Here is a 25,916-nt window from a genome sequence, read left to right on the forward strand (position 1 = left end):
CGAGCACGACGGCTACGCACGCCGGCGGCTGAGGGCGATTCCCGCTGCTGCGAGCGCCGCGCCGAGGCCGACCCGACGGGCGAGGCGCGTTGCGGGGGCGATGTCCCCGGCGGTGACGGCGCGGCCGTCGCCGAGGGTCGGTCGGTGCTCGATCCGTTCGCCGTAGACGTTGGTGCCACCGAGGCGGATGCCGAGCGCGCCGGCGAAGGCCGCTTCCACGGGTCCCGCGTTCGGGCTCGGGTGGCCGGCGGCATCGCGTCGCCAGGCACGTAGCGCCCCCCGACGATCGGGTCCGCAGAGCGCGGTGAGGACGGCGGCGAGCCGGGCGGGCAGCAGATTGGCGACATCGTCGGCGCGCGCCGCCGCCTTGCCGAAGCGCTCATAGCGGGGGTTCCGGTGCCCGATCATGGCGTCGAGCGTGTTGACGGCCCGATACGCCAGCAGCCCCGGCGCGCCCGCGATCCCGCCCCACACCAGGGGAGCGGCGACGGCGTCGGAGGTGTTCTCGGCCACCGACTCCACTACCGCGCGGGCCACCTCGTCCTCGGGCAGGCCGCTCGGGTCGCGCCCGACGAGGTGGGTGAGGCGGCGACGCGCGGCGGGGAGATCGCCGGCTTCGAGGAACGCGCCGATCGTCGTCGCCTCGCGTTCGAGTGACCGTCCGCCGAGAACCGCCCAGGTCGTGAGAACCGTCGCGAGAAAACGGTGCCGGCGCTCGGCGACCACGCCGACGGCGCCGGCGGCGGCGACGAGGAGGGCGGCGTGAAGGGAACCGCGCCCGACCGAGTCGGCGTAGGTCCGTCGCTCGAGGCTCGCGGCGATCCGGCCGAAACCGGCGACGGGGTGGAAGCGCCGCGGGTCACCGAGCCACCGGTCGAGTGCATACCCGGCGAGGAGCCCGGCGGCGCGGTCCTTCATCCGGCCCTCCCGCAGTACGCTGACGATCCATGAGGACCCTGGTCACCGGCGGCGTGCGGTCGGGCAAGTCGGCTCACGCCGAGTCGTTGCTCGCGGACGCTCCGGCCGTGACGTACGTGGCCCCCGGCCCGCGCTACGACGACGCTGACTGGGAGCTGCGCATCGCGGCCCACCGGGCACGCCGTCCCGCTTCCTGGGTGACGATCGAGGAGACCGACCTGCCACGCGCCGTCGCCGCCGCGCGGGGTGCGCTGCTCGTCGACTGCCTCGGCACCTGGGCGACCGCTCAACTCGACGAACTCGCTGCGTGGGAGTCTCGGACCTGGCAGGACGCGTTGGCCCCGCGACTCGATGCCGCCCTCGAGGCGGTCGCCGCTTACGACGGCGATGTCGTGCTGGTCACCAACGAGGTCGGGCTCGGCGTGGTCCCGGCGCACCGCTCCGGCCGCGTCTTCCGTGACGCGCTCGGGTGGGTGAACCAGCGCTTCGCGGCCGACTGCGACACCGTCGCGCTGGTCATCGCCGGGCGCGTGCTGACGCTCTGAGCTCACAGCGCGTCAAGCCGCGCGACCTCGTTCATGAGCCGCGCGGCCGAGCGCAGCAGCGGCACGGCCGCGACCGCTCCGCTGCCCTCACCGAGACGAAGATCGAGATCGAGTACGGGCGCGAGTCCGAGCTTCTCCAGCGCGAGCGACTGCGCGGGCTCGGTGGAGCGGTGCCCGGCGACGAACCAGGCCGCGGCCCCCGGCGTGAGCCGCTCGGCCATGACGCCTGCCGCGACCGCGATGAGACCATCGAGCACGACCGGCACGCCGGCTTCCGCCGCCGCTGCCATGAAGCCCGCCGACGCCGCGATGTCGGCGGATCCCAGCGCGGCAAGCGTCCGCCTCGGGTCGTCGTTCTCGCCATGCCGGGCGAGTGCCTGTGCGATGACCGCGGTCTTGTGGGCGAGTCCGGCGTCGTCGACGCCGGTCCCGCGTCCCACGACGAGTTCAGCAGGCAGGCCGAAGCTCGCGGCGATGAGCGCCGCGGCGGGCGTCGTGTTGCCGATCCCCATGTCCCCGCTGATCAGCAGCTGCGCGCCGGCGGCGATCTCCTCGGCCGCGACCGTCGCTCCGACCTCGAGGCTGCGGTCGAGTTCCTCGGCGGTCAACGCGTCCTCCAGGTGGATCGCCCCGCTGCCGCGCCGCACCTTGTACGCGCTGACCTCGAGGTCGTCGAGGTCGTCGTCGACGGCGAGATCGAGCACGCGCAGTGCCACACCGTGCTGCCGTGCCAGCACCGCGACCCCCGCGGTACCGGCGACGAAGGCCCGGACCATCATCGGCGTGATCTCCCGCGGGTAGGCCGACACCGCGTGCTCGGCGACCCCGTGATCGCCGGCGAAGACGACCGCGCGGACGTTCTCGGGAACGGCGGGCGGGACCTGGTCCTGCACCGCGCTGAGCCAGACGCCCAGCTCACCGAGCCGGCCCAGCGCTCCTCGCGGGACGGCGAGAGCGTCGAGATGCTCCTGGGCAGCGGCGCGCGCTGCCGCGGACGGTGGGGTGATGGGATCGGGCTGATTCACGACGGGTCCTCCTCAGACGACGAGCGGGGAGTGTCGGCGACCTGGACGTTGACGGTGTAGTCCGACCCTTCGACGTCGTCGATCGTGACGGTGGCGTCGAACGAGACACCTTGGTGCGTCAGGACGCAGTCCACTTCGGTGCCGTCCTCGATGGTGATGTCGTCGTCGCCGCAGTCGAGCTCATCGGGGCGCTGACCGACCTCGCTCTCGAGGGCGTCCATCGCGACGCCGGCCACCTTGTCCGCCGGCTCGGTCGTGGAGCCGGCGTTGACGGAAATGGAGCAAGCGGACAGCGACAGCATCAGGACGAGGGCGGACAGGGAACGTGCGGTGCGGGTCATGCGGGACCTCCCGGGGTCTCGATCCAGTGGGCGTTCGGCAGGATGCCGGGCCGTTGGCCGGCGAGCAGTTCGGCGGCGATGGCGATGACGTCGCCGTGACTCACCACCAGCGTGACGTCGGCGGCGGAGAGCTGCGCGGTGAAGTCCGCGATCCGATCCGCGACGTCGGCCGTGGTCTCGCGCGCCGACTGCTCCAGCAGCAGGTCGCTCGTCATCACGTCCAGTCCCAGTTCCGGCGCGATGATGGCCGCGGTCTGCTGAGCGCGCACGGCGGGGGAGGACCAGAGTGCCGTGATCCCCCGTCCGCACAGCTGGGATGCGGCGGCGGTAGCTTGCGTGCGGCCCTGGTCGGTCAACTCCGGATGCAAGGCGTCGTACTGCATCCGGCCGGCCGCGTTCCAGGAGGACTGGCCGTGCCGCAGCCAGATGATCACGGCGCGAGCTCCAGGGCGGCGACCGCGCCGATGACCGTGATGGCGGGGGCGCCGATCCCCTCGGCCGCGGCCGCGTCGGCCAGTGTCGCGACGGTGGAGCGGACCACCCGCTGGGAGGGCAGGGTGCCGTCGGCGATGATCGCGGCCGGCGTCGAGGACGCCATGCCGGCCGCCACAAGTCGCCGGGTGATGGCGCCCAGTTGCCGCACGCCCATGAGCACGACGATGGTCAGTCCGCCCGTGGCCAGCCCGTCCCAGTCCACGCTGCTCGTGGGATCGTCGGGCGCAACGTGTCCCGAGACCACCGTGAAACCTTGGGTGAGGCCGCGATGGGTGAGGGGGATCCCCGCCGCCGCGGGGACGGCGAGTGCGGAACTCAAGCCGGGGATGACCCGTGCGGGGACACCCGCCTCGGCGCAGGCGAGCAGTTCCTCGCCGCCTCGTCCGAAGACGAAGTTGTCGCCACCTTTGAGCCGCACCGCATGTCGACCTGACCTGGCCGCCTCCACGAGGATCCGATTGATCTCTTGCTGTGGGGTGAAGCGGCCGTGCGGCACCTTAGCGACATCGATGATCTCGGTATCCGGTCCGGCCCAGGCGAGCACGGCGTGCGGAACCAGCCGGTCGGTGACGATCACGTCCGCCTTCTCGATCGCTTCTCGTCCCGCGAGCGACATCAGGCCCGGATCGCCCGGTCCTCCGCCGACGAGGGTGACCGAGCCGAGCGCCGTCGAGCTGTGCTGGTCGGTAGGACCGGCCACCGTCTCGCGGATCAGCACGTCGGCACTGGCGATCAGATCGGGGCCGAGGGACCGCGCCCACCGCACGTGGCCGCGGTCGGCAAGGTCCTCCAAGGTCGCGTCAAGCGCCTCGGCGACTACCGTTACCGTGGCGCCCTCGGTGCGCAGTTCGGCGATCGTGGCCGCGGTGCGGGGCCCGGCGCCCACGAGGACGACGTGGCGCTGGGCGACGGACAGGGAGTAGGTCATGACAGCTCGATTCTCAGGGCGGTCAGGAGCTTGCGGGTCAGCTCGGGGGGACGGACCGCGATGCGGACCCAGCGATCGTCGAGACCGGGGAAGGTGTCGGCTCGACGCACGGCGTAGCCCGCCGAGGCCAGTTTCGCGTGGATCCCGTACCCGACCTGGGCGAGGACGAAGGGGGCTTGCGAGGGCACGGTCGGCACGCCGAGCTCGGCGAGGCCGTCGACGAGGACGGCGCGCCATCGAGCCAGGCGTGACGCGCGGGCCGTGGCCTCCGCGGTCGCTTCGGGACGATGACACGCGACCATCGCTTCGATCGCCGGCGCCGACACCGACCACGGTGTCTGCAGCGCGCGCAGATCCGCGATCACCTCGGCCGGTCCGAGCGCGAACCCGGCCCGGATGCCGGGCATCGCCCACAGCTTGGTCAGGCTGCGGACGACCAGGACGTCGGGAAGGGATCGGGCGGCGAGCGATTCGGGTTCGCCGGGTACGGCGTCCATGAAGGCTTCGTCGACCACGAGCAGTCGCCCCGGCCTTCGCAGCGCCTCCAGCTCGCGCACGCGATGGAGACGGCCGGTGGGGTTCGTGGGGTTGCCGATGACGAGGAGATCGGCGTCCTCGGGCACGGCATCTGGGGCGAGCGCGAACTCTTCGGCGGCGAGGACGACGTGGGTGGGCTCGTGGCCCGCGAGGCGCAGAGCCACGTCGGGCTCCGTGAACTGGGGGTGCACGATCGTGGGCCGCTGCCACGCGCGCAGACGTGCCACCAGGCCGAACACCTCGGCGGCCCCGGCGGACGGCAGCACCTCCTCGAGCGGGCGCGCGAAGTGGTGGGCGATCGCCCTGGCGGCGGGTCGGGCGTCGGGGTAGCGGTCCGATCCGGTCACCCCTCGGGCCAGCGCCTCGCTCAACCACTCGGGGCGGGGCTCGGTCGAGACGTTGACGGCGAAGTCGAGCCGCCCATCGGCCGCCTCGACGTCGCCGTGGTGCCGGAGCGGATCGGCCGGGGCGGCCGCGGGGTCGAGCTCGCGGCGTTCCGGACGCGTGGCGTGATGTCCCGCCGGTCGAGCCGTGGCGTGTGCCGCGGCCTGCACGAAGGCTTGGGCGACGTGGGGCGTCCCGGCCCAGTGCAGGTGCAGGTAGGACGCGTGCAACGAGGACGAGGCGAATCCGAGGCTGCGGTCGTCGGACGTCCACGCCGCGATCGGGCCGTGCTCGGGCGTGACGTGCGTGCGGTGGAACTCGTGCCCGGTCGCCGCCGTTCCCGCGGAGCCGAGCACCGAGTCGGCGGGCGCGGTGGCGTGCCGGTACGCGAGGGTGAGCCGGCCCGTCATCCGGGCGTCCGCCTCGAGGACCCCGGCCATCGGTGCGCCGTCGAGCGACCGGCACAGGTAGAGGAGTCCGGCGCACTCGGCGACCGTGGGGATGCCGTCGAGGACGGCCTCGCGGACGGCCGACCGCATCGGCGTGTTGGCCGCGATCGCGGCGGCGTGGACCTCTGGGAAGCCGCCGCCGAGGTACAGCCCGTCGATGCCGTGCGGGAGGTCCCGGTCCTCGAGCGGATCGAAGGTGACGACCTCGGCCCCGGCGGCGCACAACAGTTCCTCGGTCTCGGCGTAGCGGAAGGTGAAGGCGCGACCGCCGGCGACGGCGATCCTCGGACGCCCCGCCACGGGAGTGACGTCCGGGGTCCAGGGCTCGGCGTCGAGGTCCGGAGCGGTGCGCGCGATGGCGAGGAGGTGGTCGAGGTCGACGGTCGCGGCGATGCGCTCGCTGAGCCGGTCCAGCGCCGCGGCGGCGTCGTCGCGCTCGTCCATCGGCACCAGGCCCAGGTGGCGCGAGGGCGCGACGATGCCGTCATCGCGCGAGATCACGCCCAACACCGGAAGATCGATGGCGTCGACGACCTCGCGCGCATGCCGGTCCGAGCCGACCTTGTTGACGATGACGCCGGCGACGGGAACCTCGGGGTCGAAGGCGTGCATGCCGGCCACGAGCGCGCCGATCGAGCGCGAGGCGTGGGAGGCGTCGACGACCAGCACGACAGGGGTGCGGGTGAGCGCGGCGACGTGGGCGGTGGAGGCGAAACCGCGACCGCCGATCTGCCCGTCGAACAGGCCCATGACGCCTTCGACGACCGCGACGTCCGCATCACGAGCACCGTGCAGCAGCAACGGCACCAGCAGGTCCTCGCCGACGAGGTGCGCGTCCAGGTTGCGGCCCGGCCGTCCGGTCGCGAGCGCGTGGTAGCCCGGGTCGATGTAGTCCGGACCGACCTTGTGGCCGCTGACCTCGTGCCCGGAGCGGCGCAGCGCGGCCATCAGCCCGGTCGCGACCGTGGTCTTGCCGTGCCCCGAGGCCGGGGCGGCGATGACGACCCGCGGCAGCGAGGTCACCACTCGATCCCCCGCTGGCCCTTCTGCCCGACGTCCATCGGGTGCTTGATCTTGGTCATCTCGGTGACGAGATCGGCCGCCTCGATGAGACGGGGATCGGCGTCGCGGCCGGTGATGACCACGTGCTGCCGGCCGGGCCGGTCGCGCAGCGTGGCGACGACCTCGTCGACGTCCACCCAGCCCCACTTCATCGGGTAGGTGAACTCGTCGAGGATGTAGAGGTCGTGCTCCTCGCGCGCCAGCCGGCGGCTGATCTCGGCCCAGCCCTCGGCGGCCGCGGCGGCGTGGTCGTCCTCGCTGCCCTGCTTGCGCGACCAGGACCAACCCGAGCCCATCTTGTGCCACTCGACCGGGCCGCCCTGGCCGGTCGTGCGGTGCACCTCGTCAAGCGTCTCGAGTACGGACTGCTCGCCCACACGCCACTTGGCCGACTTGACGAACTGGAAGACGCCGATGCGCCAGCCCTGGTTCCAGGCACGCATGCCCAGTCCGAAGGCGGCGGTCGACTTGCCCTTGCCGGGGCCCGTGTGCACCATCAGCAGCGGCCTGTTGCGACGCTGTCGCGTCGTGAGCCCGTCGTCCGGAACGACGAGCGGCTGTCCCTTCGGCATGTCAGGCCGCCCGTTCCGGCAGGTGCGCGCTGATCGCGGCGGTGAGGCCGTCGGCCGTCACCTCGCCCAGCGGCACGTAGTCGGCCTGCAGCGACGCGGCCAAGTCTCGCGCCAGCCCCAGGCTGAAGCGTCCGGTCTCGCAGTCGACCACCAGCGCGTGCACGCCCGCGTCCGCGAGGTGAGCGGCGACCTGGCGGGACCGCGCGACGGCGTCGGTCCCATGGGTCGCGCGCCCGTCGGTGACGACGACGAGCAGCGGACGGCGGCGCGGGTCGCGCAGCTTCTCGCGACGGATGACGTCGGCGGCCTGCAGCAGTCCTTCGGCGAGCGGGGTACGGCCGCCGGCGGGGACGTCGTCCAGTCGCGCCTTCGCCACGTCCACCGAGCCGGTCGGCGGGAGGACGAGCTCGCCGCAGTCACCCCGGAACGTCACGAGGGCGACCTTGTCGCGGCGCTGGTAGGCGTCGAGCAGGAGCGAGACGACGGCCGTCTTGACCTGCGTCATCCGCTTGCGTGCGGCCATCGACCCGGAGGCGTCCACGCACAGCAGCACGAGGTTGCTCTCGCGCCCTTCCTTCACGGCGACCCGGAGGTCGTCGGGGGAGAGGTGGAGACGACCGTCGGTGCGGCCGCGGGACGACTGGTGAGGGATCGCGGCCCGCACGGTAGCGGCGAGGTCGATGACGCCGCCGTCGGTCGCCGCCGTCGCGCCGATGCGACGGCCGGTGTCGGTGATCGCCCGGGAACGGCGTCCCGCCTGGCCGCGGCCGACACCGGCGACGCGGAACGTGCGGGCGCGCTGGGCGTCACCCGCCTGCACCTGCGACGTCGGCGCGGGCGCGTTCGGCTCGCCGTCGTTGCCGCTGGGGGTGGGAGGCGGAGCCGGAGCCTCGCCGCCGTCGTCGGGCTGTCCGTCGCCTCCGGCGTCCGGGGTGCCACCGCCACCCGGGCCGTCATCGTCGGGAGCGGGGTCGTCCGGGGTGTCCGGGTCGTCGTCGCCGAGCAGGTCGTCGAGCTGGTCCTGATCGATGCCGGGAGCGTCGAAGGGGTTGCGGCGACGCCGATGCGGCAGCGCGAGGCGCGCGGCCACGGCGATGTCCTCGCGTTCGATCGTGGTGCGCCCCTGCCACGCCGCGTGGGCGGCAGCGGTCTTCGCCGTGACGATGTCGGCACGCATGCCGTCGACGTCGAACGCGGCGCAGATCTCGGCGATGCGGGTGAGCGCGGCGTCGGTCAGCGCGACCTCGGGCAGCAGCTTCTGGGCCGCGGCGATGCGTTCGGTCAGCTCGCGCTCGTCGTCGGCATAACGGGCGGCGAAGCCCTCGGGATCGGCGTCGAACGCGAGGCGGCGCCGGACGATCTCCGCGCGCAACTCCGGATCCCGTGGGGCAGCGACGTCGACGGTGAGGCCGAAGCGGTCGAGGAGCTGGGGTCGCAGCTCGCCCTCCTCGGGGTTCATGGTGCCGACGAGCACGAAGCGTGCCGCGTACTCGACCGAGACCCCGTCACGTTCGACCGTGACGCGGCCCATCGCGGCGGCGTCGAGGAGCAGGTCGACGAGGTGGTCGTGCAGCAGGTTGACCTCGTCGACGTAGAGGATGCCGCGGTGGGCGCGGGCGAGGAGTCCCGGTTCGAACTCGGCCCGTCCTTCCGCGAGCGCGGTCTGCAGGTGCAGCGAGCCGAGGACGCGATCGTCCGTTGCTCCGACCGGCAGCTCGACGAGCCGCACCGGCCGCTGCTCGGTCTCGGCGGCGGGACCGAAGGGGCCGTCGGGGCTCAGCGCGTGCGGATCGCGCGGATCGGAACTGAACCGGTCACCCGCGACGACCTCGATCGGCGGCAGGACTGCCGCGAGCGCTCGCACCATCGTCGACTTGGCGGTGCCCTTCTCGCCGCGCACGAGGACGCCGCCCACGTCGGGCGAGATCGCGGTGAGGGTGAGGGCGAGCGCCATGTCGTCGGCACCGGCCACGGCACAGAAAGGAAAACGTACTGGCATGTGGGGCTCCCGCTCGTTCTGCCAATGGTTCGGACGACGCGGTCGCGCCGCCCCACAGGCGCGAGGCCGGTCTTCGGACTTCCCGTCAGAGACGAGTTACCGCAGCGGGCCCTGTTCCGGACTTGCACCGGATTCCCAGATTCTCCCCACAAGGGGGCACCTCGCGCAGGTGTGCGGTCAGCGTAGCCCACGACGGCCCCGTTCCCCGACCCTGCCCGCGTTCTGGGCACGGCGCGGCGCCTTCCGCCCGGCTCCCTGAGCGCGGGCTGCGGTGCGGCGGGTGCTCGTTACAGTGGCGGGCATGACGCTGACCGTGGTCGGAATCGGAGCCGACGGCTGGGAGGGGCTCACCGCCCGTGGCCGTGACGCCGTGCTCGCCGCCGATGTGGTGCTCGGCGGGGCGCGGCACCTCGAACTGCTGCCCGAGGACGTCGCGGCGGAGCGGCGGGAGTGGCCGTCGCCGTTGCGTGAGGGGCTTCCCGCCCTGCTGTCGGAACTCGGTGATCGTGAGGTCGTCGCGCTCGCGTCGGGCGACCCGTTCGTCTCGGGAATCGGTTCCACCCTCGTCGACCTGCTCGGGCCCGAGGGCGTGCACGACGTCATCCCGGCGGTGTCGTCGATCGCGCTGGCGCGGGCCGCGATGCGATGGTCGGCCGAGCACACCACGTGGGTCAGCCTCGTCGGCCGTCACGCGCACCGGCTCCTGCGGCACCTCGAACCGGGCGCGCGCCTCCTGATCCTCGTGGCCGATGGCACGACCGCCACGCACGTGGCCGCGATCCTCACTGAGGAAGGCTTCGGCGAGAGCGAGATCACCGCGCTGTCGGACCTCGGTGGTCCGACGGAGTCGCGCCGGTCCTCCAGCGCGCGGACGTGGCACGGCAAGACGCCTCCCCTCACCGTCCTCGCGGTCGAGTGCCGCGGCGCCGGCCACTGGTGGAGCCGCATCCCCGGGCTGCCCGACGACGCCTTCGAGCATGACGGCCAGATCACCAAACGCGACATCCGCGCGAGTACGCTGTCCCGGCTCGCGCCGCGTCCCGGCGAACTGCTGTGGGACGTGGGCGCGGGCGCCGGATCGGTCGCCATCGAGTGGATGCGTGCTCATCCGCGCAACCGCGCCATCGCGGTCGAGCGTGACCCTGTCCGCGTCAGCCGGCTCCGCCGGAACGCCGCCCGGCTCGGGGTGCCCGAGCTCGAGGTCGTCGAGGGCGCGGCTCCCGACGTGCTCGGCGGCCTGGAGCGACCCGAGGCGATCTTCGTCGGCGGCGGCGCGTCGCGTGAAGGTGTTCTCGACGCCTGCTGGGATGCGCTGGTGCCGGCCGGACGGCTCGTCGTCCACGGCGTCACGATCGAGACCGAGACGCTGCTGATGCGCTGGCACGACCGGCATGAGGGTGGCGAACTCACGCGCCTTCACGTCGAGCACGTCGAGCCGATCGGCTCGTTCCGCGGCTGGACCCCGTCGCGTGCGGTGACGCAGTGGGCGGTGACCAAGTGACCGTGCACTTCGTGGGCGCCGGTCCGGGTGCCGCGGACCTCCTCACGTTGCGCGCCGTCCGGCTGCTCGAGTCGGCCGACGTGTGCGTCTACGCCGGCACCTATCTCGACGCCGAGGTGCTCGGGCACTGCCGCGAGGGCGTTCGGTTCGTCGACACCCAGGACCTCGACCTCGACGAGATCACCGCCGAGCTGGTCGGGGCTCATCATCAGGGCCTCGACGTGGTGCGCTTGTGCTCGGGCGATCCGTCGGTGTACTCCGCCATCGCCGAGCAGACGCGACGTCTCGATGCGGCCGGCGTGCCCTGGGACGTCACGCCCGGGGTGCCGGCGTACGCGGCCGCCGCCGCACTCGTGGGGGCGGAGCTCACCGTCCCCGAACTCGTGCAGTCGGTCGTCCTGACCCGCGCGCAGGCGCGTTCGACCGCGATGCCGGAGGGCGAGGAGCTGGAACGCTTCGCCGCCACCGGAGCCACGCTCGTGCTGCACCTGGCCATCACGCGGACAGCGGAACTGGCCGAGCGATTGACTCCGTTCTACGGCGCGGAGTGCCCGGTGGTCGTCGTCTACCGCGCGAGCCAGCCGGAGCAGCAGATCCTGCGCGGCACGCTGGCCGACATCGGGGCGCAGGTCGCGCAGGCGGGTCTTCGTCAGGCGGCGGTCATCCTCGTCGGCCCCGCTCTCGCCCGCCACGGCTCCGGCGAGTCCTACCTCTACGCCGCCTCCCGCGACCGCAGCTCCAAGCGCCGCTGACCGATTACCAGGTTACGTAGGTTTTCTGTCACTCCTCTGGGCGAATTCGCCCGGTGAAGTGACAAGAAATCTACGTAACCTGGTAATCCGCGGGCAGCTCAGCGGTGGACGAAGCGCGGGGTCCAGGCCTGGCCGCGGGAGGTCACGCGGGTGGAGGACGCGCCGACGATCAGCAGGCACTTCATGTCGATCGTCGCGGGGTCCAGTTCGTGGAGGGTCGTGACGGTGAGGGACTCCTCGGCGCGACCGATGTCGCGGCCGACGATCACCACCGTCTCGGGAGAGCGGTGCGCGAGCATCACCCGGCGCAGCTCCGCCACCTGCGTCGTGCGTGATCGCGAGGCGGGATTGTAGATCGCGAGGACGAGGTCGGCCTGGGCGATGTGTTCGAGCCGGCTCACCACGACGTCCCAGGGCTTGAGCCGGTCCGAGAGGCTCACCACCGCGAAGTCGGCACCCACCGGAGCGCCTGCCTTCGCCGCCACCGCCTGCACCGCGGACACCCCGGGCAGGACCCGGATCGGCACCTGCGCGTACTCCGGCGACTCGGCGGCCTCGAACACTGCCGACGCCATCCCGAACACACCGGCGTCGCCACCCGACACCACGGCCACCCGCTCGCCGCGCGCCGCGAGATCGAGCGCGAACCGGGCCCGGTCGACCTCGACGGTGTTGCCCGAGGCGTGCCGTTGCAGGCCCTCGCGCTGCGGCACCCGGTCGACGTACGGCCCGTACCCGACCACATGGTCGACCGACGCGAGGGCGTCGCGCACCTCCTCGGTCAGCCACCGATCTGGTCCCGGCCCGAGCCCGACGACCAGCAGTTCGGCCGCCCCCGCGTCCGTCCGCTCCTCCTGGACAGCGCGCACTGTCGCGTCGGAGTACCGGGCGCCGACGCTGTCACCGGGCACGACGATGAGCGAGAAGTAGGGGACCGAGGTGGGATCGACGTCGCGGACCGGCAACCAGCGCTGCTCGGGCATCGACGCGCGCTCCACATACAGCGCGTCGTCCAGCCGCCCGGCCTGCCGCAGCGCCTCGACCACGGCCCCGAACGTCCGACCGAGCTTCATGATGATCGCGCCGTCCGTGTCGGCGAGCCGGCGGGCGAGCTCGGGCGTCGGCAAGGTGCCCGGCAGCACCGTCAGCACGTCGGTCTGCCGCACGAGCGGGGTCGCGGCCGCGGCCGTCGCCGCCGCGAAAGCAGGCACCCCGGGAACGACCTCGGTCTCGAAACGGTCGGACAGCCGGTCGTGCACGTACATGTAGGAGCCGTAGAACAGCGGGTCGCCCTCCGCGAGGACCACGACGTCGCGTCCTGCCTCGAGGTGCGTCGCCAGCCGCTGCGCGCACTCCTCGTAGAAGTCCGCCATGGCGCCGGCGTAGCCGCCCGGATGCTCGGTGGTCCCCGTCGTCACCGGGTACTCGAGCACCTCCTCGATCACGCCGTCGGGGATCAGCTCGGCCGCGATCCGCCGCGCGTTGGACCGCTTGCCGGTGCCCTGGTGGTAGGCGATGACGTCCGCGGCGGCGATGAGCCGCGCGGCCTTGCGCGTGATGAGCTCGGGGTCGCCGGGACCGAGGCCGACGCCCCAGAGCCGCCCGGCGCTCACTCGCGCTCCTGGGCGAGGGCGTTGAGCGCAGAGGCGGCCATCGCTGAACCGCCGCGGCGGCCGTGCACAGTGACGAACGGGATGTCGATGCCGTGGTCGCCGGCGAGGTCGGCAAGGGCCCGTTTGGACTCGGCGGCCCCGATGAAGCCGACGGGCACCCCGACGATCGCGGCGGGGCGCGGCGCACCGTCGATGAGCATCTCCAGCAGGTGGAACAGGGCGGTCGGCGCGTTGCCGATCGCGACGACAGCGCCCTCGAGCCGGGGCTCCCACAGTGACACCGCGGCTGCCGACCGCGTCGTGCCCCACGCCCGGGCCAGCTCGGGGACCTGCGGGTCGCGCAGCGTGCAGAGGACGTCGTTCTCGCGCGGCAACCGCGCGCGGGTCACGCCGGAGGCGACCATGTGGGCGTCGGCGAGGATCGGTGCGCCCGCCTCCAGCGCCCCGCGGGCCGCCTCGACGAGACGCGGGTGGATCTGCAGGTCGCGGGTGAGATCGGTCTGACCGGTGCCGTGGATCATCCGCACCGCGACCTTCTCCGCGTCGGCCGGGACCGCGGCGAGGTCGGACTCGGCGCGGATCGTGGCGAACGAGTCGACGTAGATGGCCGGGCCGTCGTCGACGTAGTGGTAGTGGCGGCGCGGGCGGTCGAGGGTCATGCGGGCTCCAGGTCGGGGACGACGATGCTGCGCCAGGGGGTCACGAGGACCTCGTCGGGCAGGTCCGCGGCCAGCTCGCGGGTGAGCCGGCCGTCGGGGACGGCGACGTGCCGGGCGACCCGGCCGTCACGCTGCTCGATGATGCCGAACGGCCACGGTTCGGCCTGCACGCGGGTCCGTGGGTCACGAGGCGCCTCGGGTGCGAGGGGGTGGTCCAGTTCATCGACGTGCCAGACGGCCTCCGGTCCACCGCCGCGCGCCTCGAGGAAACGCCGCGCCAGCTCCGCGAGGCTCTCGGCGGCGGCGTGCAGCGGCACGGTCGCGCCCCAGTGGGCCGCGCCGAGCCGCAGTTGGACGGTCGCGGCGTCGAGGGCGAGGAGCCCGAGGTCGAGCGGGCGCCAGGCGATGTCGCCGCGGCCGTCGTCGAGGACGAAGAGGAAGCGTCCCGGCAGAGCGGCGAACGCCGGCTCGGCGCACAGCAGCCGGTCGAGCTCGGCGGCGACCGGGCGCACGTCGGCCCGCCCGCCTGCGCGGCCGGTCAGCGGGGAGATCTCGATGTTGCGAACCAGCTCGTGCGAAGGCGCGGGAAGCAGACCGAGCTCCTGCACGGCGTCGACGAAGTCCGACGGCACACAACCGTCGGTGTGGCCGATGCCCCGCAGCTGGACGTTGGCGCGCGAGGTGAGGTGGAGGGCGCCGTCGCCCCAGCGTTCGGCGAGGTCGAGCAGGTCGTGCAGGTGTCGCAACGGTCCGCCGGCGAGGCGCAGCCGGACCAGCGCGCCGTCGTCCGCGATCCACGGGCGCAGGACGCCCGGGCAGCGGTCGGTGCGGGTGCGGGTGCTCACCGCGTCATCGTGCCACGCGGTGAGCACCCGCCGGTGCTCAGTGGGCGTGGAGCACGCCGCTGAGCTCGTTCGGCGCGACCTCGAGGTCGGCCGTCGCGGTGATCTCACCGGACTCCAGATCCACGGCGTGAATCTGCTGCGCGGCCGGGTCGCTCACGTAGGCGGTGCCCTCGCGCACGAAGATCGCCGGGCGCGGCTGCTGCCAGTCCAGCGGCTCGGTCCACTCCTCGTCGATCACGTCGATCGCGCGGACGATCTCGCCGGACTCGGGGTCGATGACGTGGATCTTGCCGTCGGTGCCGAGCACGAGGGCCTCGCCCTCCGGACCGCGAGCCAGCGAGCGGAACGTGTAGCTCGCCGGCAGGTCCACGAGCCGCAGCTCGTTCGTCTCAGTGTCGATGAGCGAGACCTGCGTGGGGCGCTCCAGCTCCGCGTCCGGGTCCTGCTTGTAGTCGCCCAGCACGACCGACGACTCCTCCGAGCCGGCCTGGTTGCCGATACGGCCGTACTCCGTGGGGCTGTCGATCTTCGTGAACTCGCCGTCGGCGTAGGTGAGGACACCGTCCTCGCAGCCGATCACGACGACCTCACCGCGGGCGGTCGCCTCGCCGTGGACGCCGGGGCAGTTCTCGGCGCGGGCGATCTCGTTGCCGTCGGCGTCGACGACGCGGGCGCCCACGCGGGTCTCGGAGTCGCCGAGGGTGCTCAGCATGTCGCCGTTCTCGAGCTGGATGGCGACACCGTGGTGGGCCTCGGGCGTCTGATGGGTCTCCGTCTCGGGCTTCTCGCCGCTGTCGAGGTCGTGCGGGTCGAACGTGGTGATCTCGCCCGTACCGTCGGCGAACAGCACCGCGAGATCGGCGTGACGGACGACGTGACCGGGGGTGTCGGCCTCGAACACGATGTCCGTGAGTTCACCGGCGGTCGCGTCGAGCACCTGGAAGCCCTCGGACGTCGACACCATGACGTGGTCGTTGGTGCCTGCCGGGTTGATGCGGTTGAAGCCGTCGAGCTCGATGTCCTCGGCGACCTCGAGGGTCTCGCCGTCGAGCACGAGCAGACCGCCGTCGTAGGTCGTCACGATCGGGTGATCGATCGACTGGTCGCTCGAACCTCCGTCGCCTGCCGCGTCGTCGTTCGTGCTGCCGCACGCGGCGAGCGCGAGCATGCTCGCGGCCGCGAGCGGCACGAGGGTGGAACGGGTCCTTCGCATGATTTCTCCTTCGATGGGGTGTGGCCGAGGTGGCCGGGATTCAGGGGGTGAGGGCGGTCGCGATGGTGGCGGTGTTGGCGCGCATCATCCCGAGGTAGGTGGCGGCTTCGCCGTCGGCGGTGAGCGATTCGGAGTACAGCGAGCGCACGTCGACGTCGACTCCCGCCGTTTCCGCCAGCACCTGAGCCAGCCGGTCGGGGTGGGAGGAGTCGGCGAAGATCGCCGGCACGCCCGCCTCGCGGATGGCGGTGGCGAGTGAGTCGAGATCGGCGGCGCTGGGGGACGCGAGCGTCGTCCCGCTCGGGATCACGGCGCCGAGCACCTCGAAGTCGTACCGATCGGCGAGGTAGCCGAGGACGTGATGGTTCGTCACCAGGGTGCGTCGGTCCGCCGGGATGCGGTCGAACGCCTCGCGCATCTCGCCGTCCAGCGCAGCCAGTTCGGCGTCGTAGTCGGCGGCACGTGCTTCCACCGCTGCCGCGTCGATGTCCGGAACGTGCTCGATGACCTGGTCGGCGATGAGTCGCGCGGCCTCGCGCATCCGCTCAGGATCGGTCCAGAAGTGCGGGTCGGCCTGCCCGACGGAGCTGCCCTCCTGGTACTCCAGGGGGTCGACCTCCTCGCCGACGGCGAGCACGGGAACGCCCGCGTCCGCTGCCGCGTCGACGGTGTTCTGCACGCCCTCCTCGAGGCCGAGTCCGTTGCTCACCACGAGCGCGGCGCTCTCCACAGTGGCGGCGTCGCGTGCGGAGATCTCGAACGAGTGCGGGTCCGCGCCGTCGGGCATCAGGACGACGATCTCGGCCTCCTCGCCGACGATCTGCTGCGCCACGTCGCCGAGGATGTTGGTGGTCACCACGATGCTGCCCTCACCGGGCCCGTCGCCGACGCAGGCCGCGAGCCCGACGGTGCTCAGTGCGGCCGTGAGCGCGAGCGCGACGGCGCGCCTCACCATCCCGTCTCCGCGAGGAAGGTCGGGGCCACGCCGTCGGTGTCGATCGTGCGGGAGACGCGGAGCGCGTCGGCGTAGTCGATCTCGTGCACGACGCCGGCGTCCGCGTCGTTGACGTAGGCGCGGGCGGCGTCGGCGACGATCGTCGGGGGGTTGTCGGCGTCGAGCTTCTCGACGAGGGGCGCCTCGGCCACGACTGCGCCCGCGGCGTCGAGGTGCCGCAGCGTTCCCGACGCATCCAGCGTGAGCACGCCGAGGCCGGTTCCGAGGGCGACGGTGGCGACGGCGTTCGGCGCGTCCATGGCGGTCCAGCTGCGGGCGTTGACGTCGAAGAGCCACGCGCCGGCATCGCCGCGGAGGGCGGCGAGCTCCGTGCTGTGCGGACGCTGCGCGAACGACCACGCCCGGTCGTCGGGCGGGGTTCCGTCCGGGTACGGCACCAGCTCGGCGCCGTCGGCGTCCACCACCAGCGCGCCACCGTCGCAGGCCACCACGACCGTGTCGCGCACCCGGGCGGCTCCGTGCAGGTCGGCGCAGGGCACGTCGAGCTCCTCGACGACCTCGCCCTCGTGATCGCGCCACTGCAGGCCGTCCGGAAGCTCCGGGCCCGACGAGGTCGACGTGAGGAGGCGGTCACCGACGCCGAGTGCGAAGCCGTGGTGCGGTTCCCCCGCGTCGAACGTCGCCGTCGTGACCTCCCCGTCCTCCAGCGCGTCACGGTCCACCACCGTCACCTCGCCGCTGGCGTCGTCGAAAGCGGCCGTGGCGGTACCGAAGCCGCCGATGGCGTGGCCGTCGCCCCAGCCGTGAGCGTCGAGGTCCGCCAGTTCCCCGCGGTAGTAGTGGTTGTGGTCGCCGTGCGGCCAGGTCCAGACACCGGTGTCGAGGACGTGCGTCCACTCGTCCGCACCGACGTAGGCGAAGCGGCCGTCGGACGCCAGCGACGTCACGGGAGCAGCGACCTCCACCGTGTCGACCGATTCGTCGAGCAGATCGATGATCGCCACCGCTCCGGTCTCCGCGTCAGCAGCCACGAGGTGGTACTGCGCTTCGGCTTCCTCGCTCGCCCCGCTGACCGCACCATGACCGTGTCCGGCCGGCGAGTCCGCATCCGGTGAACCCGGTGACGAGCACGCGGCCAGCAGAAGGGTGGTGGTGACGGCTGCACAGGCAGTCCTGAACTTCACGAGACGAGCGTCCTTTCGGTGGGGAGGGGGGAGGTCGGCCGGCGTTTCAGGGACGAGAGTCCGAGCGAGAGCGCGAAGATGCCGACCGCGGTGAGGGCGATGGTCGCTCCGGCGGCTGTCGCGGCGTGCCAGGAGATGACGAGACCGCCGAGCACGGCGATACAGCCGAACGCCGCGGCCAGCACCATCGCGGAGGACACGCGTGAGGTCCACAGCAGCGCCGCGGCCGGCGGGGCGATGAGCATGCCGAAGACGAGCAAGGTGCCGACGACGCTGAACGACGACACGATCGCGAGCGTCAGGAGCGCGAGCAGCACGCCTTCGGTCAGGCGCGGTCGAAGACCTGTCGTCTGCGCGATGCGGTGGTCGAGTGCGGCGAGCAGGAAGGCCCGTCGTCCCACGATGGTGACGACGACGATCACCGTCGTGGTCGCCGCCAGCACCAGAACTTCGCTGGAGCGGACGCCGAGCACGTCGCCGAAGAGGAACGCGGTCAGATCGACCGCGAACGACGACGAGGCCGAGACGATGATGACGCCGAGCGCCAGCATCCCGACGAACAGCAGGCCGATGGTCGTGTCGTTGCCGAGTCGCCGACTGCGCTGCAGGGCGCTGACGCCTGCCGCCATGGCGCCTGCGGCGACCGCCGCTCCGAAGTGCAGGCTCGCGCCGAGGAGCGAGGCGGTGGCGACTCCGGAGAGCATCCCGTGCGACATCGCGTCGCCGAGGAAGGCCATGCCGCGAAGGACGACCCAGGTGCCCGCGCAGGCGCACCCGATCGCGACCAGGATGCCGGCGAGGGCAGCCCGGCTCACGAAGGAGACGGCGAAGGGCTCGGTGAGAACGTCCACGGCACGACCGTACAATGCAGATGAGAATCGTTTTCGTTAGGGGTCTGCATGCTGGTCTCATCCGCCGCCACGACAGCCGAGCTTCGTGCGCGGGACGTCTGGTTCGCCTATCCGAACCGGCCGGTGCTGCAGGGCGTCGAGCTGTCGGTGAGGGCCGGGGAGGTCACTGCGCTGCGCGGCGACAACGGGGCCGGCAAGTCGACCTTGCTCGACATCGTGTGCGGAGTGCGCCGCCCTCACCGCGGAACCGTCGAGTTGCCCGGTCGTATCGCGTACGTCCCGCAACGCACGGATCTCGACTCGCGGTTGCCGGTGACAGTCCGCGATGTCGTGACGATGGGAACCTGGAGTGACCGCGGATGGTGGCGGCCGCTGCGGCGTAGCGACCGGTTCGCCGTGCAGGCGGCGATGGAGCGCGTGGGGATCGACCACCTCGCCTCGAGGCGACTCGACGAACTCTCCGGCGGTCAGGTGCAGCGCACGCTCATGGCGCGGGCGCTCACGACCGGGGCGCCGGTCATCGTCCTCGACGAACCCACGACCGGCCTCGACCGCGAGGTCCGCCGCGTGGTTGCTGATCTCCTCGCCGAGCTGGCCGCCGAGGGTCGGATCGTTCTCCACGCCACCCACGACGACGACGCTCTCGCCGCCAGCGACATCGTCCTCCACCTCACCCACGGCACCATCACCAAGGCCGAGCCGACCACGTCGGCAGCGATCCAGTAGCGGCGAGGAACGAGCCGCGAGGTGACGTGGTCTCGATACGGGCTCCGCAGAGCTCCGCCCTACTCGACCACCTATGGCCGCGTTGTCGCTGAGCGACCTCCTACTCGACCATCTGCGAGGGCGTGCGGTGTTAGCGTGCGGGCGTGGGGATGGACGGGACGCTGGCGGCGCTGTCGGCCCTCGGTCCGTACTTCGCGGTCGACCGGTACGAGCCGGACAAGGACTGGCGTCCGCTCTCCGCCCTGCTGGCGCCGGGTCCGCTCGAGTCCCGCGTCGAACACACCTCCCGTGCCCTGGGGCTCGAAGGCTCCGCCGACGACGTGCGGGTCGCCGCGTCGACGGTCGCCCTCGGACTCTTCTCCCAGCTCGTGTCGCCCGTCCTCGGAGCGACTGCCACGGCGACCACGCCACCTGCGATCACCCTGGACAGCATGTGGTGGCGAGCCGCCGCCTCCGGGCCCTGGGCGCTGGCGGTCGACCGACTCGGTGGGTCCGACACGCTCGGGACGGCGCTGACCGGGGCGGTCGCGCCGCTCGTCGAGCGCTTCGCCGAGGGGTTCTCGCTGTCGCGGACCGTGCTGTGGGGCAACGCGGCCTCGGCCGTCTTCGGCTCCGTCGCGGCGTTGCATCGCGCCGGCGCGGAGCGGACGTCGCAGGCCGCGGTCCTGGCGCTCGACGCGCTGCGCCGCGAACCACTGCTCGGCCACGGCGAGATCGTCGACCGGCACTTCGTTCGCACGTCCTGCTGCTTGTACTACCGGGTCCCCGGTGGCGGGTACTGCGGTGACTGCGTGCTCGCGCAGCCCTGAGCGCGGGTGCTACATTGCTCGCGCCAGTCGTGCTCGCATGAGCCAGGGAACCCGGTGAGAGTCCGGGACTGACGCGCAGCGGTGAGGGTGACGGGCGGAGCAACACGCCACTGGACTTGTTCTGGGAAGGCGCTCCGTTCGGCGGAACCCGAGTCCGAAGACCTGCTGGCCGCACGTTCGCGTGCGTCATCCGCCCCTCACGGCTCCGCGTACGAGCCTCGGACGAAAGGGACCTGTCATGGTCGTCCGTTCCCGCATCCTGCCCTCCCTCGTGGCCTCGGCCGTCCTGCTCGCCGGGTGTGCCGGCGCGCCGGCCGCCGACGACAAGACCGCGACCGCGGAGGGCTATCCCGTCGAGCTTTCGAGCTGCGGCATGACCTCCACGGTCACCGACCGCCCCGCCCGAGCCATCACGATGAACCAGGGCGCCACGGAGGTCGCGTTGGCGCTGGGCGTCGAGGATCAGCTCGCCGGCACCGCCTACCTCGACGACGCCATCCCCGAGCAGTGGCAAGCCGCCTACGAGTCGGTCCCGGTGCTCGCCGACGCCTACCCCGACGGTGAGACCGTGCTCAGCGCCCGGCCCGACTTCGTCTACGCCTCCTACGCCTCGGCCTTCGACGCCGAGGCGGCGGGGGACCGCGCCGAACTCGAGAAGTCCGGCATCGCCAGCTACGTCTCGCCCCTCGGCTGCCAGTCCGACGAGAAGCCGGAGGTCGCCTGGGAGACGGTGTGGCAGGAGATCGCCGACGTCGCCGAGGCTTTCGGTGTGCCTGACCGGGCCGCGCAGATCCGTGACGAGCAGCAGGCCACCCTCGACGAACTCGCCGCCGATGCGCCGGGCGACGGTCTGCGGGTCTTCTGGTTCGACTCTGGCGACAAGACGGCGTTCGCCGGCGCCGGAGCCGGGGGACCGCAGCTCATCCTCGACGCCGTCGGTGCCGAGAACGTCTTCGCCGACATCGACAAGGCGTGGGCGGACGTCAGCTGGGAGCAGGTCATCGAGGCCGATCCGGACGTCATCGTGTTCGCCGACGCCGGTTTCTCCAGCGCCGACGAGAAGAAGGCGCTCCTGCGCGACGATCCCGCGCTGAGTCAACTGACGGCCGTGCGCGAGGAGCGCTTCGTGACCGTGCCGTTCACCGCCACCACTCCCGGGGTGCGGCTCATCGAGGGCGCCACCACGGTCGCCGATCAGCTGACCGGTCTGGCGCGATGACCGGCACGACCGTCGCCCGCAGCGCTCGCGTGGGGAGTCGGTCTGTGCCCGTCGCCGTCTTGGCTCTCGTGCTGGTGGCCACGATGGTCGTCGCGCTCGCGATCGGGTCGGTCCACCTTCCGCTGTCGACGGTGCTCGATGTCGTGGTGCGCCGACTCGGTCTCGCCGACCTCCCGGTGGAACCGGTCGATGACCGGATCGTGTGGCAGTTGCGCATGCCGCGTGTGCTCGGCGCCGCTGCCGTCGGCGCCGGTCTGGCGATCGTCGGCGTGGTGTTGCAGTCGATCACCCGGAACGACCTTGCCGACCCGTACCTGCTGGGAATCTCCGGCGGCGCGACCGTCGGTGCGGTCTCGGTGCTGGTGCTCGGGTTCGGCGGCGGTCTCGCGGCCACCACCGCGCTCACCGGCGGGGCGTTCGCGGGAGCGCTCGCCTCGCTTGCCGTGGTCCTGGTCGTGGCCGCCGGACGCACCGGCGCGCTGACGCCCTCACGCACGGTCCTGGCCGGTGTCGCCGTGGGCCAGGTGTGTGCGGCGTACACGTCGTTCGTCGTGATCTTCAGCGGCGAGCACGATGCCGCCCGCCGCGTGCTGAGCTGGACGCTGGGTTCGGTCGCGGGAGTGCGCTGGGGTTCGGCGGTCTTCCTCGTGGTGGTCGCGATCGTCGCCGTGATCGCGCTGTGGTGCGTGTCCTCGACACTCGACGCCTTCGCCTTCGGCGAGGTCGCCGCCTCCTCCTTGGGGGTCGGCGTGGCGGCCTTCCGTTGGATCGTGCTGACTGGGACCGCGCTCGTCGTGGCCGCGCTGGTGTCCTTCAGCGGAGCGATCGGCTTCGTGGGGCTCGTGGTGCCGCACGTCGCGCGGATCCTGCTCGGCCCCCGGCACACGATCCTGCTTCCGGCGAGCGCCCTCGGTGGCGCCATTTTGCTGGTCTGGGCCGACACCGTCGCCCGATCGCTCGTTCCCGGCCAGGAGCTCCCGGTCGGGGTGGTCACGGCGGCGGTCGGAGCGCCGTTGTTCGCGTATCTGCTCTGGAGAGGGGCGCGCACATGAGTTTCACGCTGACGAACGTCTCGTGGGAGGCCGGCGGGCGGACGATCCTGCACGATGTCGACCTCAAGATCCAGCCCGGGGTGTTCACCGGAGTGCTCGGGCCGAACGGGTCGGGCAAGACGTCCTTGTTGCATCTGCTCGCCGGTGTGCACCGGCCGACGAGCGGCGAGCTGCGGCTGGGGGACATGTCGCTGGCCTCGCTGCGCAGCCGGGAGCGGGCTCGGCGGATCGCCTTGCTCGAGCAGCACGCGACCACGGGCTTGGACCTGACGGTGCGCGACGTGGTGGAGCTGGGCCGCATCCCGCACCGCAGCCGCTGGCCCGGGGCCGTCCACGCCGACGCGGCCTGCATCGAGCGCGCCATGCACCGCAGCCGGGTGACCGAGCTGGCCGACCGGCGCTGGGCCACGCTGTCGGGCGGCGAGCGGCAGCGGGTGCAGTTGGCGCGAGCCTTGGCGCAGGAGCCTGAGGTGCTGCTGCTCGACGAGCCGACCAACCACCTCGATCTCGGTCATCAGATCGCGTTCCTGCGCACCGTGCGCGAGGTGGCCCCGACGACGGTGGCCGCATTGCACGATCTCGATCTCGCGGCGGCCTTCTGCGACGACGTCATCGTGGTGCACCGCGGCTGTGTGGTGGCGCACGGTCCCGTCGACGACGTGCTCGACGCGGCGTTGGTGAGCGAGGTGTACGGGGTCGACGCGGTCGTGGAGACGCATCCGGTCGCGGGACGGCGCACCGTGGTGTGGGTCCAGGGCGGTGAGCACACGTGCCGGCGCGTGTCCTGATCGTCGCGATGAGCGTGGACGCCGTGACCGACCACGCGGCGCTCGCGGAGCTGGCCGAGGTCGTCGGTGCCTCCGTGGCCTATCTGCAGGTCGGGGACCCGTCGCTCACCAAGGCGCTCGATGCGCTGGCAGCCGAGGGCGCGACGACGGTGCGGCTGGTGCGATTACCCGCTCACGGCCCGGCCCCCGCGCGCTCCTGGCTGCGGCGCGTGGCGGCCCATTGGGTGCGCGAGCACCCGGGGGTGGAAGTGGAGGTGGTCGCCTCGGCCGTCACCGGCCGGGAAGCGCCGCTGGAGTCCCCGGCCTGGGAGGACCTGCCCGGCTTCCGCCACCACGTCCTCGTGTGCCGCGGGCCCCGCTGCTCGGCCAAGGGCTCCGTCGAGACGGCGCAAGCCCTGTCGGCGGCCCTCGACAGCCGCGGCCTCGGCGACGACGACGTGCTCGTCACGCAGACGGGATGCCTGTTCCCGTGCAATCACGCGCCCGTGGTCGCAGTGCATCCGGATGATGCGTGGTACGGGCCCGTCCATCCTGCTGACGTCGACCGGCTCGTCGAGGACCATCTCATCGCCGGAGGACGGCTCGAGGATCTCGCCCGGCCGAGGTCCGCCCGTGCCTTTGGCGGAACTTCCTGACCGGGCGCCGTCTCACGTCATCCGTCGCAGCAGCACGACGCCGTCCTTGACCTTCGCCGTCTGTCCGTCCGGCCCCACGGCCTCGCGCCGACGGATCTCCTCGATGACGACCTCCCAATGGGAGGGGTCGAGGGCCAGTTCGGCGACCTCCTCCGCGGGTGTCAGCAGAGCCGGCTCCTGCTGCGGAACGTCCGCGTCGGGATCACGCCGCCACGCCCACGGCGGGATGTCGTCCTCGTTCTCGAACACGTGAGAGACCAACAGGAGGTGACCTCCCGGCCGGATGTGCGCCGCCGCGCGCTGGAGGATCTGTGTACGGGGGAGCTCGACCGTGGAGTGGAAGAACGACGCGGTCACCAGATCGAACGACCCCTCTGGCTGCCAGCTGGCGAGATCATGGGCGATCCAGGTGATCCGGTCGCCTACGCCTCGCTGCCGGGCACCGTCGGCACCTCGCGTGACCGCCGTGGACGAGATGTCGACAGCGGTCACCTGCCAGCCGTGCTCGGCCAGCCAGACGGCGTCGCCGCCCTCCCCGCAGCCGAGGTCGAGCGCCTCGCCCGGGCCGAGCGCGGCGACGACGTCGGCCGTCGTCGGATTGACCCGGCCGGACCAGACCCGGTGGTTGTTGGCGTACCGGCCCTCCCAGTACTTCTCAGGAGTCGTGTCCTCGGCTCGGTCCGTGCGACCGGCCACGGCGTCGTCGAAATCCTCGGTCACCAGCGCCATGTTGGCGACGGCCCCGGCCGTGACGCCCGCGGCGATCGAGATCGGCACGTTGGCGCCGGGGTTCACGACGTTCCCGGCCGCCCAGATCCGGCGATGGCTGGTCTGCCCGGTCGGGTCGACGCTGATGAAGCTCCCGACGGGGGAATCGGCGCGCTCGAGGTCGAGACCGGCGAGGAACTCGTCGTGGGGCCGGGGCGTCGGCGCGGCGAAGAGCGCGTCGAGGGCGATCTCCTGCCCGTCGTCGAGCCGCACCCCGGCGAACCGACCGTCATCGCTGAGCACGGCGCTCACCGGCGTGTCGATCACCTCGACACCGCGAGCGCGAAGTCGTTGCCGCATCTCGGGATCGAGGTCGTCGCCGGCGGTGAAGAAGGTGAGCTGGTCGGTCCACTGCCGTACGAGTTGGGCCTGATGGGTCGACATCGGCGAGCCTCCCAGCACGCCGATCCGTCGGCCGCGGACCTCCCAGCCGTGGCAGTAGGGGCAGTGCAGTACGGCGGTTCCCCAGTGCTCGACGAGGCCGGGCACTGACGGCAGCTCGTCGGTCAGGCCTGTCGCGACGATGAGGGCTCGAGCGGTGACGTCGCCCTGGTCCGTCGCCACGGTGACCGTCCGGTCATCGGCGTCGACGGCAAGCGCGGTGCCCGCGACGAACGTCACGCCGTACGCGGCCGCCTCCTCCCGTCCCTTGCGCAAAAGTGCTCCGGGTTCTGCTCCCTCGTTGCCGAGAACGGCGTGCATATGGGGGGCGAACCTGTTGCGCGGTTCGCCCGCGTCGATCACCGCGACGCGTCGCATCGCGCGGCCGAGGGTGAGGGCGGCGCTGAGTCCTGCCGCGCTCCCGCCCACGATCAGGACGTCGTAGTGCTGTTCCATGCGACGAGCGTGAAGGCGTCGGTCCACACACGCAAGGGAAATTGCTGAACCGGCAAAAGGGTCGCCGGGGAAGTTCGACATGGCGACGCTGACCGGGATCGGGGTACGTCGAACCGACTCGACGGGCTAGGCTGAGGCGACTCACGTCGTCGTGATCTCAGGAACCCGGTGCGAATCCGGGGCGGTTCCGCCACTGTGAGGCCGGCTCAGCCCGGCCGAAGCCAGACACTGACCGCGACGATTCCGGCCGATAG

At 72.2% G+C, this 25,916-nt stretch carries 25 protein-coding genes, 1 pseudogene and 3 riboswitches; of the genes and pseudogenes, 9 read left to right on the forward strand and 17 right to left on the reverse strand.

All coding sequences use genetic code 11. The features are described from left to right. Window positions 1-12: 12 nt before the first annotated feature. On the reverse strand, window positions 13-918 hold the full coding sequence (locus tag EHW97_RS05650; RefSeq protein ID WP_124236189.1) for a cobalamin biosynthesis protein: 906 nt from the start codon (window positions 916-918) through the stop codon (window positions 13-15). Between the two features lie 29 nt (window positions 919-947). Between EHW97_RS05650 and EHW97_RS05655 the strand changes: the two genes are divergently transcribed. Beyond that, entirely contained in the window at window positions 948-1,463 is a 516-nt protein-coding gene (locus EHW97_RS05655) for a bifunctional adenosylcobinamide kinase/adenosylcobinamide-phosphate guanylyltransferase (RefSeq protein WP_124236190.1), read from the forward strand. A 2-nt stretch (window positions 1,464-1,465) separates the two neighbouring features. Here the strand turns inward: EHW97_RS05655 and cobT are convergent, their stop codons facing one another. The 8 genes and pseudogenes from cobT to EHW97_RS05690 form a co-directional block, all read right to left on the reverse strand. Then, entirely contained in the window at window positions 1,466-2,488 is a 1,023-nt protein-coding gene (cobT, locus tag EHW97_RS05660) for a nicotinate-nucleotide--dimethylbenzimidazole phosphoribosyltransferase (protein ID WP_124236191.1), read from the reverse strand. Continuing rightward, window positions 2,485-2,829, reverse strand: coding sequence for a DUF4333 domain-containing protein (locus EHW97_RS05665; RefSeq protein ID WP_124236192.1), 345 nt, complete (start codon window positions 2,827-2,829; stop codon window positions 2,485-2,487). The genes cobT and EHW97_RS05665 overlap by 4 nt, the downstream gene beginning before the upstream one ends. Then, window positions 2,826-3,263: a histidine phosphatase family protein gene (locus EHW97_RS05670; RefSeq protein WP_124236193.1), complete on the reverse strand. Its 438-nt coding sequence runs from the start codon at window positions 3,261-3,263 to the stop codon at window positions 2,826-2,828. Before EHW97_RS05670 ends, EHW97_RS05665 begins: the two co-directional genes overlap by 4 nt. Further along, window positions 3,260-4,024 (reverse strand): uroporphyrinogen-III C-methyltransferase, encoded by a 765-nt coding sequence (cobA, locus tag EHW97_RS05675; RefSeq protein WP_341770279.1) that lies wholly within the window; start codon window positions 4,022-4,024, stop codon window positions 3,260-3,262. The genes EHW97_RS05670 and cobA overlap by 4 nt, the downstream gene beginning before the upstream one ends. A gap of 21 nt (window positions 4,025-4,045) precedes the next feature. Continuing rightward, window positions 4,046-4,252, reverse strand: a pseudogene (locus EHW97_RS15890) (NAD(P)-dependent oxidoreductase); the annotation flags it as partial. Beyond that, window positions 4,249-6,648: a bifunctional hydrogenobyrinic acid a,c-diamide synthase/histidinol phosphate aminotransferase CobBC gene (gene cobBC, locus EHW97_RS05680; RefSeq protein WP_208001909.1), complete on the reverse strand. Its 2,400-nt coding sequence runs from the start codon at window positions 6,646-6,648 to the stop codon at window positions 4,249-4,251. The gene cobBC and the pseudogene EHW97_RS15890, both read right to left, overlap by 4 nt. After that, window positions 6,642-7,256 carry a cob(I)yrinic acid a,c-diamide adenosyltransferase gene (cobO, locus tag EHW97_RS05685; protein WP_124236196.1) on the reverse strand — a complete coding sequence of 205 codons (615 nt, stop codon included), beginning with the start codon at window positions 7,254-7,256 and terminating at the stop codon, window positions 6,642-6,644. The genes cobBC and cobO overlap by 7 nt, the downstream gene beginning before the upstream one ends. Window position 7,257: 1 nt before the next feature. Next, on the reverse strand, window positions 7,258-9,255 hold the full coding sequence (locus tag EHW97_RS05690) for a putative cobaltochelatase (RefSeq protein ID WP_124236197.1): 1,998 nt from the start codon (window positions 9,253-9,255) through the stop codon (window positions 7,258-7,260). A 47-nt stretch (window positions 9,256-9,302) separates the two neighbouring features. Next, a riboswitch (cobalamin riboswitch) is annotated at window positions 9,303-9,434 on the reverse strand. Window positions 9,435-9,556: 122 nt separating this feature from the next. On the opposite strand from EHW97_RS05690, the gene cbiE reads away from it, so the two are divergent. Beyond that, entirely contained in the window at window positions 9,557-10,756 is a 1,200-nt protein-coding gene (cbiE, locus tag EHW97_RS05695; RefSeq protein ID WP_124236198.1) for a precorrin-6y C5,15-methyltransferase (decarboxylating) subunit CbiE, read from the forward strand. Then, window positions 10,753-11,508, forward strand: coding sequence for a precorrin-4 C(11)-methyltransferase (gene cobM / locus EHW97_RS05700; protein WP_124236199.1), 756 nt, complete (start codon window positions 10,753-10,755; stop codon window positions 11,506-11,508). The genes cbiE and cobM overlap by 4 nt, the downstream gene beginning before the upstream one ends. A 98-nt stretch (window positions 11,509-11,606) precedes the next feature. Here cobM and EHW97_RS05705 read toward each other — a convergent pair whose 3' ends face one another. The 7 genes from EHW97_RS05705 to aztB are packed head-to-tail and all read right to left on the reverse strand — an operon-like array spanning window position 11,607 to window position 18,828. Beyond that, a complete protein-coding gene (locus tag EHW97_RS05705) occupies window positions 11,607-13,121 on the reverse strand; it encodes a precorrin-2 C(20)-methyltransferase (protein WP_124236200.1) in 1,515 nt (504 codons plus the stop codon). Further along, the gene (locus tag EHW97_RS05710; RefSeq protein WP_124236201.1) at window positions 13,118-13,780 is read right to left on the reverse strand and encodes a precorrin-8X methylmutase; all 663 of its coding nucleotides are present in this window, start codon (window positions 13,778-13,780) and stop codon (window positions 13,118-13,120) included. The genes EHW97_RS05705 and EHW97_RS05710 overlap by 4 nt, the downstream gene beginning before the upstream one ends. After that, window positions 13,777-14,625 carry a sulfite reductase subunit beta gene (locus tag EHW97_RS05715; protein WP_124236202.1) on the reverse strand — a complete coding sequence of 283 codons (849 nt, stop codon included), beginning with the start codon at window positions 14,623-14,625 and terminating at the stop codon, window positions 13,777-13,779. The genes EHW97_RS05710 and EHW97_RS05715 overlap by 4 nt, the downstream gene beginning before the upstream one ends. Window positions 14,626-14,662: 37 nt before the next feature. Beyond that, window positions 14,663-15,838 carry a zinc metallochaperone AztD gene (aztD, locus tag EHW97_RS05720; RefSeq protein WP_124236203.1) on the reverse strand — a complete coding sequence of 392 codons (1,176 nt, stop codon included), beginning with the start codon at window positions 15,836-15,838 and terminating at the stop codon, window positions 14,663-14,665. A 40-nt stretch (window positions 15,839-15,878) separates the two neighbouring features. Next, window positions 15,879-16,793, reverse strand: a complete 915-nt coding sequence (gene aztC, locus EHW97_RS05725) for a zinc ABC transporter substrate-binding protein AztC (protein ID WP_124236204.1) — start codon at window positions 16,791-16,793, stop codon at window positions 15,879-15,881. Further along, window positions 16,787-17,977, reverse strand: coding sequence for a hypothetical protein (locus tag EHW97_RS05730; protein ID WP_124236205.1), 1,191 nt, complete (start codon window positions 17,975-17,977; stop codon window positions 16,787-16,789). Before EHW97_RS05730 ends, aztC begins: the two co-directional genes overlap by 7 nt. Continuing rightward, window positions 17,974-18,828, reverse strand: a complete 855-nt coding sequence (aztB, locus tag EHW97_RS05735; protein ID WP_124236206.1) for a zinc ABC transporter permease AztB — start codon at window positions 18,826-18,828, stop codon at window positions 17,974-17,976. Before aztB ends, EHW97_RS05730 begins: the two co-directional genes overlap by 4 nt. Before the next feature lie 48 nt (window positions 18,829-18,876). Here aztB and aztA point away from each other — a divergent pair, with 48 nt between their 5' ends. The 6 genes from aztA (at window position 18,877) to EHW97_RS05765 (ending at window position 24,057) form a co-directional block, all read left to right on the forward strand. Then, complete coding sequence (gene aztA / locus EHW97_RS05740; RefSeq protein WP_124236207.1) at window positions 18,877-19,554, forward strand: zinc ABC transporter ATP-binding protein AztA; 678 nt, start codon at window positions 18,877-18,879, stop codon at window positions 19,552-19,554. A gap of 149 nt (window positions 19,555-19,703) precedes the next feature. Continuing rightward, on the forward strand, window positions 19,704-20,363 hold the full coding sequence (locus EHW97_RS05745; protein ID WP_243696320.1) for a (2Fe-2S)-binding protein: 660 nt from the start codon (window positions 19,704-19,706) through the stop codon (window positions 20,361-20,363). Window positions 20,364-20,370: 7 nt separating this feature from the next. After that, window positions 20,371-20,547, forward strand: a riboswitch (cobalamin riboswitch). Window positions 20,548-20,601: 54 nt separating this feature from the next. Continuing rightward, entirely contained in the window at window positions 20,602-21,582 is a 981-nt protein-coding gene (locus EHW97_RS05750) for an ABC transporter substrate-binding protein (protein ID WP_124236209.1), read from the forward strand. Further along, a complete protein-coding gene (locus tag EHW97_RS05755) occupies window positions 21,579-22,634 on the forward strand; it encodes a FecCD family ABC transporter permease (protein WP_124236210.1) in 1,056 nt (351 codons plus the stop codon). Before EHW97_RS05750 ends, EHW97_RS05755 begins: the two co-directional genes overlap by 4 nt. Continuing rightward, the gene (locus EHW97_RS15945; RefSeq protein WP_124236211.1) at window positions 22,631-23,422 is read left to right on the forward strand and encodes an ABC transporter ATP-binding protein; all 792 of its coding nucleotides are present in this window, start codon (window positions 22,631-22,633) and stop codon (window positions 23,420-23,422) included. The genes EHW97_RS05755 and EHW97_RS15945 overlap by 4 nt, the downstream gene beginning before the upstream one ends. Next, window positions 23,404-24,057, forward strand: coding sequence for a (2Fe-2S) ferredoxin domain-containing protein (locus EHW97_RS05765; protein WP_208001910.1), 654 nt, complete (start codon window positions 23,404-23,406; stop codon window positions 24,055-24,057). The genes EHW97_RS15945 and EHW97_RS05765 overlap by 19 nt, the downstream gene beginning before the upstream one ends. Window positions 24,058-24,069: 12 nt before the next feature. On the opposite strand, the gene EHW97_RS05770 is transcribed toward EHW97_RS05765, so the two are convergent. Continuing rightward, window positions 24,070-25,662 (reverse strand): bifunctional NAD(P)/FAD-dependent oxidoreductase/class I SAM-dependent methyltransferase, encoded by a 1,593-nt coding sequence (locus EHW97_RS05770; RefSeq protein WP_124236212.1) that lies wholly within the window; start codon window positions 25,660-25,662, stop codon window positions 24,070-24,072. 117 nt (window positions 25,663-25,779) lie between these two features. After that, a riboswitch (cobalamin riboswitch) is annotated at window positions 25,780-25,913 on the forward strand. The last annotated feature ends 3 nt before the right edge of the window (window positions 25,914-25,916 follow it).

It is taken from the genome of Aeromicrobium camelliae (assembly GCF_003850045.1).
Lineage (GTDB): Bacteria > Actinomycetota > Actinomycetes > Propionibacteriales > Nocardioidaceae > Aeromicrobium > Aeromicrobium camelliae.

Bases quoted from the DNA above. Each gene is read 5' to 3' on its own strand.
- EHW97_RS05750 (WP_124236209.1), top strand. From the start codon at position 20,602: ATGGTCGTCCGTTCCCGCATCCTGCCCTCCCTCGTGGCCTCGGCCGTC.
- EHW97_RS05655 (WP_124236190.1), top strand. From the start codon at position 948: ATGAGGACCCTGGTCACCGGCGGCGTGCGGTCGGGCAAGTCGGCTCAC.
- cobO (WP_124236196.1), bottom strand. From the start codon at position 7,256: ATGCCGAAGGGACAGCCGCTCGTCGTTCCGGACGACGGGCTCACGACG.
- EHW97_RS05745 (WP_243696320.1), top strand. From the start codon at position 19,704: ATGGACGGGACGCTGGCGGCGCTGTCGGCCCTCGGTCCGTACTTCGCG.
- EHW97_RS15945 (WP_124236211.1), top strand. From the start codon at position 22,631: ATGAGTTTCACGCTGACGAACGTCTCGTGGGAGGCCGGCGGGCGGACG.
- EHW97_RS05755 (WP_124236210.1), top strand. From the start codon at position 21,579: ATGACCGGCACGACCGTCGCCCGCAGCGCTCGCGTGGGGAGTCGGTCT.
- EHW97_RS05665 (WP_124236192.1), bottom strand. From the start codon at position 2,829: ATGACCCGCACCGCACGTTCCCTGTCCGCCCTCGTCCTGATGCTGTCG.
- EHW97_RS05690 (WP_124236197.1), bottom strand. From the start codon at position 9,255: ATGCCAGTACGTTTTCCTTTCTGTGCCGTGGCCGGTGCCGACGACATG.
- cbiE (WP_124236198.1), top strand. From the start codon at position 9,557: ATGACGCTGACCGTGGTCGGAATCGGAGCCGACGGCTGGGAGGGGCTC.
- EHW97_RS05710 (WP_124236201.1), bottom strand. From the start codon at position 13,780: ATGACCCTCGACCGCCCGCGCCGCCACTACCACTACGTCGACGACGGC.
- EHW97_RS05770 (WP_124236212.1), bottom strand. From the start codon at position 25,662: ATGGAACAGCACTACGACGTCCTGATCGTGGGCGGGAGCGCGGCAGGA.
- aztD (WP_124236203.1), bottom strand. From the start codon at position 15,838: ATGCGAAGGACCCGTTCCACCCTCGTGCCGCTCGCGGCCGCGAGCATG.
- aztC (WP_124236204.1), bottom strand. From the start codon at position 16,793: ATGGTGAGGCGCGCCGTCGCGCTCGCGCTCACGGCCGCACTGAGCACC.
- aztA (WP_124236207.1), top strand. From the start codon at position 18,877: ATGCTGGTCTCATCCGCCGCCACGACAGCCGAGCTTCGTGCGCGGGAC.
- EHW97_RS05650 (WP_124236189.1), bottom strand. From the start codon at position 918: ATGAAGGACCGCGCCGCCGGGCTCCTCGCCGGGTATGCACTCGACCGG.